This is a genomic window from Nitriliruptor sp. (genome assembly GCF_040882075.1).
Taxonomy (GTDB): Bacteria; Actinomycetota; Nitriliruptoria; order Nitriliruptorales; family Nitriliruptoraceae; genus Nitriliruptor.
In genome coordinates, this window is record NZ_JBBEBZ010000205.1 from 1 (window position 1) to 11,564 (window position 11,564).

An 11,564-nucleotide genomic window follows, 5' to 3' on the forward strand; every position below is an offset into this window, starting at 1 on the left:
CAGCCGCCCGGTGACCCCCGGCGCCGCGTCGCCATCGTGCTCGACGATGCGGTCATCTCCTCACCCCAGGTCGCCGTCGAGATCCCCTGCGGGCAGGGGCTCGGTGACGGTGGCACCACCATCACCGGCAACTTCGACGAAGCCAGCGCCACCGAGCTCGCCCTCCTCATCCGAGGTGGTGCGCTCCCGGTCCCGGTCGAGGTCGTCGAACAGCGCACCGTCGGCCCGACCCTCGGCCAGGACGCGATCCAGGCGAGCCTGTGGGCCGCGCTCATCGGTGTGGCTCTCACCACCCTCTACCTGATCGCGGCCTACCGGCTGCTCGGCCTCATCACCGGCATCGCGCTCGCCAGCTACGGGTTGCTGGCCTACGCCCTGCTCGGTTCGCTCGGTGCGGTCCTGACCCTGCCCGGTATCGCGGGTTTCGTGCTCGCGATCGGTATGGCGGTCGACGCCAACGTGCTGGTCTTCGAGCGCGCCAAGGAGGAACGGGCGCTCGGCAAGACCATCCGCACCGCCACCAAGACCGGGTTCGAGAAGGCGCTGAGCGCCGTCATCGACTCGAACGTCACGACCCTCATCGCCGCCGGTCTGCTGTTCGCGACCGCCTCCGGCGCGGTCAAGGGCTTCGGTATCACGCTCGCGCTCGGTGTCCTGGTGTCGATGTTCTCGGCCCTGGTCATCGTCCGGGTCATCATCGAGTGGGTCGTCAGCTCGAAGCGACTGGGGAGCAACGAGAAGCTGCTCGGGCTGACGGCGTGGCGGGGCGTCGCCCGGTGGCTCGATGAGCACCAGCCCGACCTGATGGGACGGTCCCGCCTGTGGCTGTCGATCGCCGCCGGCGCGGTGCTGCTGTCGCTGGTGGGTATCGGGACCCAGGGGGTCCAGTACGGCCTCGAGTTCACCGGCGGTCAGCTCCTGGAGTACCGCACCGAGGACCCGGTCGACGTCGACCAGCTCCGTGGCGAGCTGGTAGACCGCGGCCTGCCGCGCGCCATCGTGCAGTCCAGCGCCGACGATCAGATCTCGATCCGCACCACCGAGCTCACGGCCGACGAGCAGCGGTCGATCGTCGATGCGGTGGCGGAGCGTGGTGGCGAGCTCGACGTCCTCCGCGAGGAGTTCATCGGCCCGACGATCGGCGCCGAGCTGCGACGCGGCGCCCTGATCGCCCTCGGTCTCGCGCTCGTCGGTCAGCTGCTCTACCTCGCCGTGCGCTTCCGGTGGACCTACGGCGCCGCGTCGGTCATCGCCATGTTCCACGACGTCGCGATCGTGATCGGCGTCTTCGTCTGGCTCGGCCGCGAGCTCGACGGCGTGTTCCTCGCTGCCCTCCTGACCGTGGTCGGGTACTCGATCAACGACTCGGTCGTCATCTTCGACCGCGTCCGGGAACGACGTGCCCTCGAACCCGACCGGCCCCTGGCGGACGTGACCAACCAAGCCGCGCTGCAGACCCTCCCCCGCACGGTCAACACCGGTATGGGTGCCTGGTTCATCCTGCTCGCGCTGCTCTTCCTCGGTGGTGACACGCTCACCGACTTCGCGTTGGCGTTGCTCGTCGGGACCCTGGTCGGCACCTACTCCTCGCTCCTGGTCGGTTCGCCGCTGCTGCTGACCTTCGAGCGCCTCCGGGCCAAGTACGCCCGACCCGACGAGGACGACGGCAAGCCCAAGGGCCTCAAGCCCCCGAAGCGCAAGGACGGCGCGCGCGTCTGAGGCGCCCCCGAAGTAGAGTCGGCGCGTGGCAGCTGCGGGGACAGGTGGTCAGAGGACGAGCTGGTGAGCCGAGGTGAGCCCGACGACCCGACGTCGGCGTCGCGTGCGGACGGCTCGGCCGATGCCCCCACCACGTCCCACATGGACGCGGAGACGCGGGCCCGACACGCCGAACAGCAGCTCGCGGCGACCGAACAGCTCGGTGGCCTCGGGTCGTACGACTGGGACATGATCACCGGTCAGCTGACCTGGTCCGACGCCCTGTTCCGGATCTACGGCCACGATCCCGGCGAGTTCCCCCCGAGCTACGACCGGTTCATGGAACGCGTCCACCCCGACGACCGCGCCCGGATCCGCCAGGTCCACGAGCGAGCGGTCCGTGAGCTGGCACCGTTCGAGACCGAGGAACGCATCGTCCGGGCCGACGGGGACGTGCGGATCCTGCTGACCAACGGCAAGGTCCTCTCCGACGAGTCGGGGCGTCCGGTCCGCCTGCGCGGGGTCTGCCGGGACGTCACCGAGGAACGCACCGCGCGTGAGAACGCGAGGCGCGCGGCCTCCCGCTTCGAGACGTTGATCCAGTCGTCACCGGACGCGATCGTGGTCGTCGACGCCACGGGTGGCATCACGTCGGTCAACCCCCAGGCGGAACGGTTCTTCGGTTACACCGCGTCCGAGATGACCCGGATGTCGGTCGACGATCTGGTCCCCGACCCCACGCGTGGGCGCCACGCGCAGCTGCGGGCCGGCTACGCCGAGCACCCGACGGTGCGACCGATGTCGGCGGGGACCGACCTCCACGCCCGCCGCGCCGATGGCAGGTTGGTACCGGTCGACATCGCTCTCAGTCCGCTCGACCGCGAGGACGCGGGCGTGGTGGCCGCCTTCGTCCGTGACGCGACGCAGCGCCGGCAGGCCGAGATCGACGCGCGACGGGTCGCCGAGGCGCAGATGCGCCGACGCCAGGCGCTCGAACTCAACGACAACGTCGTGCAAGGCCTGGTCGCGCTCCTGTGGGAGCTCGAGGACGAGTCCGTCCCCGAGCCGGCACGTCGAGCTGCCGAACGCACGTTGACCGCCGCTCGCACCATCATGAGCGACCTGCTCGAGGACCTCCCCGACGAACCGGGCAGCCTGGTGCGCACCAGCCCCAGCCACGCGCCACCGGTCGCCGAGCCGACGTCCCCTCTCCCAGCGGACGAGGTACCGCGCGCGACCGACGGCACCCTCCGCGTGGTCATCGCCGACGATGCCGACGACCTGCGACTGCTGCTGCAGCTGCGGCTGAAGCGGCTGCCCGGCATCGAGGTGGTCGGCGAGGCCAACGACGGCCAGGCGGCGGTCCAGCTGTGCGAGCAGCACCGTCCCGACCTCGTGCTGCTCGACCTGTCGATGCCACAGCTCGACGGGTTGCAGGCCGCCGGGCTCATCCGCGAGCGGCGGACCGCCGGATGCATCTTCGTCCTGTCCGGCTACCCCGCCGCGGCCATGGAGCAACGCGCGCTCGCCGCCGGCGCCGACGCCTACTTCGAGAAGCGGGGCAACCTCGGCGAGGTGTGCGACGCGGTCGCCGGGCTGCACCAGCCGGCCTGACCTCGACGGCGGGTGTCGATCGGCCATCGGGCCTGATGCCGTGATCCGAGGGCAGGAGTTGACACGATACCCCCCACCAGTATTGTAGAGGTGACGCGCCTCAGGTCCGGAGATGAGATGGCGACCGCACACCCGCACACCCCGCACGACGATCCGGCCGCTGAGGATCACCGCGGAGGGCACAGCAGCCACGACCGCCACGCGGGTCACGACGACCGCGGTGGCAACGGCGACCACGATGGTCACGACGGTGGGCACGGCGATCACGGTGGGCACGGCGACCACGCAGCGATGTTCCGCGACCGGTTCTGGCTCACGGTGGTGCTCGCGATCCCGGTCGTGATCTGGTCGCACCACGTGCAGGAACTGCTCGGGTACACCGCGCCGCAGATCCCGGGCGCCGATCTGATCGGTCCGGTGCTCGGCTCGATCATCTTCTTCTACGGTGGCTGGCCGTTCCTGACCGGTGGTGTGGACGAGGCGCGTCGCCGCAAGCCCGGGATGATGCTGCTCATCGCGATGGCGATCACGGTGGCCTACGTGGCCTCGATGACGACCTCGCTCGGGTGGTTCTCCCAGGAGGTCTGGTGGGAGCTGTCGCTGCTGATCGCGGTGATGCTGCTCGGCCACTGGGTCGAGATGCGCGCCATCGGCCAGGCTCGCGGCGCGCTCGAGGCGTTGGCCGAGCTGCTCCCCGACGACGCCGAGGTCGTCCGCGACGACGGGACGGTCGAGCCCGTCGCTGCGAGCGAACTGACCGAGGGCGACGTGGTCCTCGTGCGCCCGGGCAGCCGGATCCCCGCCGACGGCGAGGTCGTGGACGGCGCCGGGGACGTCGACGAATCGATGATCACCGGTGAGTCGACGCCGGTGGCCCGCGGGACCGGTGACCGCGTCGTCGCCGGCACCGTCGCGACCGACGCCAGCCTGCGGGTGCGGGTCACGGCGACCGGCGAGAACACCACCCTGGCCGGGATCCAGCGCATGGTCGCGGACGCGCAGTCGTCGCGATCACGGACGCAGGTGCTCGCCGACCGGGCGGCGGCGATGTTGTTCTACGTGGCGCTCGGCGCGGGTGCCATCACCGCGCTGGTGTGGGTCCTGCTCGGCGAGCCGGCGTTCGCGCTCGACCGCGCGGTCACGGTGCTGATCATCGCCTGTCCGCACGCGCTCGGGCTCGCGATCCCGCTCGTGACCGCCATCTCGACCTCGAAGTCCGCCCGGTCCGGTGTGCTGGTCAAGGACCGGCTCGCGCTCGAGAAGATCCGGACCGTCGACGCGGTCCTGTTCGACAAGACGGGCACCCTGACCCGTGGTGAGCACGTGGTCAGCGACGTCGCTGCGGCCGAGGGCGTCACCGAGGACGATCTGCTCCGGTTCGCCGGTGCGGTCGAGGCGGACTCCGAGCACCCGCTCGCGCGGGCGATCCACGGGCGCGCTCGCGATCAGGTCGGTGAGCTCCCGGTCGCCGACGGCTTCCGCTCCATGACCGGACGCGGCGTCGAGGCCGAGGTCGACGGCGTGACCGTGTCGGTCGTTGGCCCCGCGCTGCTGCGCGAGCGGGACCTCGACGTCCCCGACGATCTCGCCCGGCGCACGCAGGCGTGGATCGAGCGCGGCGCTGCCGTGCTGCACGTGGTCCGCGACGGCGAGGTCATCGGGGCGTTCAGCCTCGAGGACGAGGTCCGCGAGGTCTCCCGCCAGGCGGTCGAGGAGCTGCACGCTGCCGGGGTCCAGGTCGTGATGATCACCGGGGACGCTCGCCAGGTCGCCGACGCCGTGGCCGCCGAGCTCGACATCGACGAGGTGTTCGCCGAGGTCCTCCCGGAGGACAAGGACGCCAAGGTCGCCGAGCTGCAGGCCCGGGGACTCACGGTGGCGATGGTCGGCGACGGCGTGAACGACGCGCCGGCACTCGCCCGCGCCGACGTCGGGATCGCGATCGGTGCTGGCACCGACGTGGCGATCGAGTCGGCGGGGATCGTCCTGGCCTCCGACGACCCCCGTGGTGTGGTCGCGGTGCGGCGGCTCTCGGCCGCCAGCTACCGCAAGATGGTCCAGAACCTGTGGTGGGCTGCCGGCTACAACCTCGTCGCCATCCCCCTCGCGGCGGGCGTGCTCGCGCCGATCGGGTTCGTGCTCCCGATGGCGGTCGGTGCCGTGCTGATGAGCACATCGACGGTCGTCGTCGCGCTCAACGCGCAGCTGCTCCGACGGGTGGACCTCACCATCGGGTGACGGGAGCCCGCGCCGCGGTCGCGGGACCGACCGTCCGGCCCGCGACCATCGGTACCTTGGCGAGAACCCTCCGGCCCGACCTGCCACACCGTCGTGGCCACCTCGCGGTCGTCGCTCGCCGCGCCACCCAGGATCACCGCCGTGCTCGCTCCCATCTCCCCGCGCGCTGCCACCGAGTTCTCCGGTTGGCGGATCGTCGCGCTGGCCGCTGTCGCGCTCGGGATGAGCGGTCCCGGCCAGACCGCCGGCGTGAGCGTCTTCGTCGACCCCATGATGGCGACCCTCGAACTGACCCGGTCGGAGGTCTCGATCGCCTACCTCGTCGGCACCCTCGGCGGCGCCGTCGCGATGCCTCACCTCGGGCGCCTGATCGACGACCGTGGTGCCCGGCTCACGATGGCGATCGTCGGCGGAGCGTTCGGCGTGGTGCTCGCCGCCATGGCCGGGGTGACCGGCCTCGTCACGCTCTCCCTCGGGTTCGTCGGCATCAGGATGTTCGGTCAGGGCGGGCTCGGCCTGGTCGCGACCACGTCGGTCGCGCCGTGGTTCGACCGACGGCGGGGTTTCGCCATCGGCGTGACGTCGGCGATCGGTTCCGCCCTGCTGTCGCTGATCCCGATCGCGGCCGCGTTCGCGATCGATGTGACGAGCTGGCGGGTCACCTGGCTGCTGATGGCGGTCCTGGTGTGGACCACCATCCCGACCATCGCGTTCCGCGGGCTCATCGATCGACCTGCCGACGTCGGCCAGCAGGTCGATGGCGCACCGGCGCCCGCTGCTGGTGAGGCACCGCGCGGCTACACCGGCCCGAACTTCACCCGCTCCGAAGCGCTGCGCACCCCGATGTTCTGGGCGATCGCGGGAGCGGTCGCGACCACCGGCATGATCGGGACGGGGCTCGCGTTCCACCAGATCGACCTGCTCGGCGAGCAGGGCCTCACCCCGGTCGAGGCGGCGGCGAACTTCCTGCCCCAGACCTTCGCCGCGCTGACGGCCACGCTGGCCGTCGGGTCGATGGTCGACCGGTTCGCGGCTCGCTGGGTGCTGCTCAGCTCCATGCTGCTCCTCGGCGGCGCCATGGTCGCCGTCCCGTTCGTCTCCCCCGGGATCACCGCTGGGCTGTACGGGATGATGGTCGGCGCCGCGGGTGCGTCGGTCCGCGCCCTCGAGGCAGCGTCGTTCCCGAAGCTGTTCGGCATCCCGAACCTCGGGTCCATCCGCGGCGTGGTCACCTCGATCAGCGTGGCCTCGACCGCGTTCGGGCCGCTCGCGCTCTCGCTCGGCCGCGACCTGACGGGCAGCTACGTGCAGGTGCTGCTGGCGCTGCTGGTGGTGCCCCTCGGTATCGGCATCTTCGGGCTGGTGGCACCCGTGCCGCGAGCGCCCGCCCGTCCCCGTACCCCCGCGTCGTAACGGCCGGGCCCGGGTCGCCAGCGCTACCGTCGGCGTCCTCGCATCCGGAGGTGAGGACAACCGTGCCGACCGTCGCCTGCCCCTCGTGCCAGGAGGACGACGATCTCACCGGCGAGCGTCACGACGACACCATCGTCCTGACCTGCGGGGGCTGCGGCACGCAGTGGGACCGCGACCTCCGGCTCGAGTGCAAGCTCTGCGGGTCCGACGACATCGAGGGGATCCCGACCTCGACGCTCGAGGAGGCCGGCCGGGCTGGCGTACGCACACCGTCGGGGATCCGGTTGGTCTACTACTGCTGGAGCTGCCGCGGCACCGAGGTGACGGCCACCAACCCCTCCCCCGGGCCGCACCCGCCACCGCGTGCCAGCCAGGATCTGCGCGCCCTACGCCGCTCACGTCCTCACGAGTGACCGATCAGAAGCCGTCCCACCCGGGGATGGCCGCTGCCTGCTCGATCCAGCTGGCCAGCAGGTCCTCGTCGACGTCCTCGCCCTCGTGGATGCCCGGACGGGTTGGTCGCCGTCGCCCGTGGGGATCTGTGGGTTGCCGCCCGACAGCAGCGTCGGCCCGTCGTCCTTCGATCCGCTCATCGTGTGTCTCCTCGATCGTCGGAGCACCGGATGCCGAGCGCCTCACCGAGGTCGGCATCCGGGTGGGGGCGCTTCGGCCTCCTCGGCGTGGTGGTGGCTGAGCAGCATCCCCGCGTACAGCTCCCAGTGGCGGGCCAGCCGGCGTGCGCGGGGGGCGTCCTCGACCCTCCCTGCGACGGCCGCCACCCGAGCGGCATCTCGGCGGAAGGCCTCGTGGACGGCGAGGAAGAGCGCCGCAGGCCGCGGGCGACCGTCGATCACCAGCGGTGGGGTGGGCATCGGCCGTCTCCGGGAGGGGTGGAGAGATGGTCAGGCGGTCCGGACCTCGATCAGCTGGCCGGCGAGGCGGAGGACGTCGTCGCGTGCTTCGAGCCGGTCGAGCAGCGCAGCGGGGATCGAGCTCGCACCGTAGGCCGCGCCCGCGAGCGCTCCGGCCATGGCCGCCACCGTGTCGGTGTCTCCGCCGAGGAGGATGGCGGAGCGGATCACGTCGACGACCGAGTCGCCGCCGAGCAGGAAGCTGGCGACGGCCGCGGGCACCGACCCGGCGGCGGTGACGTCGGTGGACCGGCCGGCCATCGCCTCATCGAGGTCACCCCCCGAGCGGACCACCCCGACGAGCGCATCGAGCGGGTCCCTCAGTTCGGCGGTGCGCAGGTGCTGCCCGACCTGCTCGAGCGCATCGACCGGTCCGGCGCGGAGATCCTCGTCGCCGACGATCGCGCAGATGCCCCCAGCGACGAGCACCGCCCCGTCCTGGCCCTCGGGGTGGGCGTGGGTCACCGCAGCCTGTGCTCGCGCCAGCCGTGCCACCTCCGCGAGGTCGGGGCAGCCGACGATGGCGACCGGCGCGGCCCGCATGGCGCCGCCGTTGCCGAGCGATCCGGATCCACCGAACAGGGCCGCTGCCGCCTCGACGTACGGCTCGCCGCGAGCGGCTCGGGCGAAGACCTGCGGTGGCCCCGAGCCGTACCCACGCCAGGGCTCCTCCGCGTACGCGCGGGCGAACGTGTCGCCGAGGTGCTGCGGGTCGACCCGGCCGCCAGTCGCGATCAGCGACGCGGCGAGCGCGAGGGCCATGTGCGTGTCGTCGGTCCAGCGCAGCTGGCCATCCGCGCCGAGCCACGCGTCGACCCGGTCGGCGACCGGCGACGTCGTCCCCTCGAACGGCGCACCGGCCGCGTCGCCGAGCGCCGTCCCCAACAAGGCGCCCGTGAGCCGATCCTCGAGCGATCCGGGAGCGGTCACGCTCTCCTCCTCGTCCGCCGAACACGCACGGATGCCAGGGTAGGCACACCGCTCGCGCACCCGTCGTGGCTCGTGGGCACACCGGACCCGGACCGCGGCGGGGTTACCCTGGCCGGGTCGCAACGATCGCCGAGGGGAACCGCGTGTCGAGTCGAGGTCGCACGCGAACGGTCACACGGTGAGGCGCCGCCACCTCGAACGCATCGTCGTGGTCGGCGAAGCTCCCGTCGACGAGCACGCGGGACCGGCGCTGCGTGATCACACCGGGTGGTTGTTGCACCGTCTCGCGCAGGACGGTGACGGGGTGTGGATCGATGCGTCCACCTCGAAGGACGACCGCGCGCTGCTGACGCTCGAGCGAGCTCTGCACGGCCAGCTCACCCGACCCGTCACCCACCCCTCGATGTGGGACGGTCTGGAAGCTGCGAGCGAGCGGACCGCAGCACAGGTGCTCGACCGGCTCGACGACCGCGAGACGCTCGTCTACCTGCGCGGCAGCGCCCTCGCCCTGCTCCCGAGGATGCTCCGCAGCGAGCGGTCCGATCTGGCGATCACCCTGCGGTTGCCGACGCCGTGGCCGGCGCCGGAGCTGTTCGCACGGTTCCCGTGGCGGTCCGAGCTGATGCGCGGCGCTGCGGGAGCGGACGTCATCTCGCTGCCCGGCGAACGCGACCGCAAGAACCTGGCGCGTTCGTTCGGGCGGTACCTCGACGACGTCGGCGTCGCGGCCCGCAAAGGGGCGCTGCTGCACGCCGATGGGCGTCGCACGCGAACGCTGGCGAACCCGCCGGGTGTGGCGGTCGAGGAGGTGCTCGCGCTGTCCAGCGGACCGGCGGTGGACCGCGAGGTGGAGCGCTGGCGGGACCACCTCGCTGGACGATCCCTGGTGCTGACCGTCGATCGGCAGCACGCCTCGGGAGGGCTGCTCGAGCAGCTCGCGGCGATCGAGCAGCTCCTCGAGCGCCGTGCCGATCTGCACGGCCAGGTGGCGTTCCTGGTGGTCTCCAGCGTCACACCCACGGGGTCGTTGGGAGCGCGCCGCAAGCTCGAGTCATCGATCGGGCGGATCAACGGCAGGTTCACCCTCCCGGGCGGTCCGGTGCCGATCGAGTACCTGCACGGTGGGGTGCCCGGTCACGTCCTCGGCGCGCTCTACCGGCTGGCCGACGTACTCGTGGTGACCCCCCTGCTGGCGGGAGCGACGCTGGCAGCCAAGGAGTACGTCCTGGTCCAGCACGCCTTCGACCGACCGGGACGGTTGGTGCTCTCGGAGACCTCCGGCACCGCCACCGAGCTCCCCCAGGTCATCACCTGCAACCCCTACGACCTGGCCGGGATCGCGACAGCCATCGCCGAGGCGTTGGAGGCCGACGAACAGCTCGCACGGCGCAACCTCGCCGCCATGGTCGGTCGCGTGCGCCGCCACGACGTCGGCGCCTGGTGGGCGCTCGAGCGGTCGGTGGCCGAGGACCCGCGCCGAGACATCACCGAGGGACCCACCCCGACCCGGTGACCGTCCCGCCGCCGGCCCCTCCGTCGCGCGCTCGCCGTCGACACACCCGCGCCAGCCGATCTACGACGCGATGTTCGCGCAGGGGTGCCGCCAGTTCGCCGAGGCGCAGGCGGGCTGGGAACTGGTCGGTGAGGCCCGGGCCGACCTCCGGTCGATCGCCAGCCAGCAGCTCTCCAACGATCTCGGCGGGGACCGCTGGGTCCGCTTGATCGACGACGTCGACATGTACGTCGACCACGTCCACGCGCGGGCGCTATCGCGCCCGACCAACCGGTGAGGGAACGACCATGAACAGCACGCGTGTCGACGAGCTCCCCACGATCGAACGGGCCGAGCGCCGCAAGCTCGCCGAGAGGGAGTACCAGCGCCTCGCCGACCAGTTGCGGACCTCGAGGGCGACGACTGGACGCAGCCGACCGACTGCCCCCTGTGGGACGTCCGGGCGGTCGCGGGGCACTGCGCCGGGATGATGTCGGACTTCACCTCGTTCAGCGCCATGGTCCGGCGGGTCCGCGCAGCCACCAGCGACGCCAAGCGCAGCGGCGGCCCCATGATCGACGCGATGACCGCGCAACTGATTCGCCCTGGGTCTGATGGAGACTCAGTTCATTGGATTCCAACCGGGCGGCTGGTCTCCTGGTGGTGATGGTAGGCGGCTTCGAACTCGACCGGCGGGATGTCAGGCCGGGCCGATCCTGCCCACAGCAGACTGTCGAGCACCACGGTCTCGTACACCGCACGGGTCGGCTGGTTCGCGGGGTCGTTCGGATCGAACGCCTCGCTCGCGGCGAACCCGTCGGCCGGACGCCCACGCGAGGGCAGGCCGGCCGCACGTGTGAACGTCTCGACGTCACGGGCCATGGTCGCCACCGCCATGGAGTCTGCGAGTGTGCGGCTGATGCGTTCATCCTGGAGCAGGCGCCACACGTCGTAGTAGTGGCGGGCCACCACCAAGCGCCGCTCCGCGTCGCTCGCCGCGGCGGCGTGCAACAGCATCAGCTTCTCGACCGCGGTCCGGACCGGGTCGAGCACCTCGACCTCGAACGGCGTGAACTCCTCCACCGATTCGTCGATCCCCAAGCTCGGTCCGTGCTCGGCGATCAAGCTGCGCACCGCGTGGCGCTCGTGGGGATAGGTGCCACCCCAATGGCCGATCTCGACGAGCACGCCGTCGTGGCGCAGCGGCTGGAGTGACTGGCGGGTCGGGTAACGCAGCGCGACGGCGCGCTTGTCACCCTTGCTCGACT

General features: G+C 71.7%; 10 protein-coding genes and 1 pseudogene. 8 read left to right on the top strand and 3 right to left on the bottom strand.

What is annotated here, in order from left to right; translation table 11 throughout:
- The 5 genes from secF to WEB03_RS14855 all read left to right on the top strand — a co-directional run.
- Nucleotides 1-1,719 (top strand): protein translocase subunit SecF (gene secF / locus WEB03_RS14835; RefSeq protein ID WP_368071696.1); only part of this gene is annotated, 1,719 nt, incomplete at its 5' end.
- A 63-nt stretch (nt 1,720-1,782) separates the two neighbouring features.
- Nucleotides 1,783-3,312 (top strand): PAS domain S-box protein, encoded by a 1,530-nt coding sequence (locus tag WEB03_RS14840; RefSeq protein ID WP_368071697.1) that lies wholly within the window; start codon nt 1,783-1,785, stop codon nt 3,310-3,312.
- A gap of 117 nt (nt 3,313-3,429) precedes the next feature.
- Nucleotides 3,430-5,550, top strand: coding sequence for a heavy metal translocating P-type ATPase (locus WEB03_RS14845; protein WP_368071698.1), 2,121 nt, complete (start codon nt 3,430-3,432; stop codon nt 5,548-5,550).
- Between the two features lie 141 nt (nt 5,551-5,691).
- Nucleotides 5,692-6,963, top strand: a complete 1,272-nt coding sequence (locus tag WEB03_RS14850; protein WP_368071699.1) for an MFS transporter — start codon at nt 5,692-5,694, stop codon at nt 6,961-6,963.
- A gap of 62 nt (nt 6,964-7,025) precedes the next feature.
- On the top strand, nt 7,026-7,376 hold the full coding sequence (locus WEB03_RS14855; protein ID WP_368071700.1) for a hypothetical protein: 351 nt from the start codon (nt 7,026-7,028) through the stop codon (nt 7,374-7,376).
- Between the two features lie 222 nt (nt 7,377-7,598).
- On the opposite strand, the gene WEB03_RS14860 is transcribed toward WEB03_RS14855, so the two are convergent.
- Together WEB03_RS14860 and WEB03_RS14865 are read right to left on the bottom strand one after the other, a co-directional pair.
- Nucleotides 7,599-7,835, bottom strand: coding sequence for a hypothetical protein (locus WEB03_RS14860; RefSeq protein ID WP_368071701.1), 237 nt, complete (start codon nt 7,833-7,835; stop codon nt 7,599-7,601).
- Nucleotides 7,836-7,865: 30 nt separating this feature from the next.
- Nucleotides 7,866-8,804, bottom strand: coding sequence for an ADP-ribosylglycohydrolase family protein (locus WEB03_RS14865; protein ID WP_368071702.1), 939 nt, complete (start codon nt 8,802-8,804; stop codon nt 7,866-7,868).
- A 178-nt stretch (nt 8,805-8,982) separates the two neighbouring features.
- Between WEB03_RS14865 and WEB03_RS14870 the strand changes: the two genes are divergently transcribed.
- The 3 genes and pseudogenes from WEB03_RS14870 to WEB03_RS14880 all read left to right on the top strand — a co-directional run.
- Nucleotides 8,983-10,317 (top strand): trehalose-6-phosphate synthase, encoded by a 1,335-nt coding sequence (locus WEB03_RS14870; RefSeq protein WP_368071703.1) that lies wholly within the window; start codon nt 8,983-8,985, stop codon nt 10,315-10,317.
- A gap of 70 nt (nt 10,318-10,387) precedes the next feature.
- On the top strand, nt 10,388-10,594 hold the full coding sequence (locus WEB03_RS14875) for a hypothetical protein (protein ID WP_368071704.1): 207 nt from the start codon (nt 10,388-10,390) through the stop codon (nt 10,592-10,594).
- Nucleotides 10,595-10,699: 105 nt separating this feature from the next.
- Nucleotides 10,700-10,963 (top strand): annotated as a pseudogene (locus WEB03_RS14880) (maleylpyruvate isomerase N-terminal domain-containing protein); the annotation flags it as partial.
- Here WEB03_RS14880 and WEB03_RS14885 read toward each other — a convergent pair.
- Nucleotides 10,924-11,564 (bottom strand): nucleotidyl transferase AbiEii/AbiGii toxin family protein (locus WEB03_RS14885; protein WP_368071705.1); only part of this gene is annotated, 641 nt, incomplete at its 5' end. The pseudogene WEB03_RS14880 and the gene WEB03_RS14885 sit on opposite strands and share 40 nt — an antisense overlap.

Excerpts from the sequence above, each read along its gene's own strand:
- WEB03_RS14875 (WP_368071704.1), top strand. The coding sequence starts at position 10,388 with ATGTTCGCGCAGGGGTGCCGCCAGTTCGCCGAGGCGCAGGCGGGCTGG.
- WEB03_RS14845 (WP_368071698.1), top strand. The coding sequence starts at position 3,430 with ATGGCGACCGCACACCCGCACACCCCGCACGACGATCCGGCCGCTGAG.
- WEB03_RS14860 (WP_368071701.1), bottom strand. The coding sequence starts at position 7,835 with ATGCCCACCCCACCGCTGGTGATCGACGGTCGCCCGCGGCCTGCGGCG.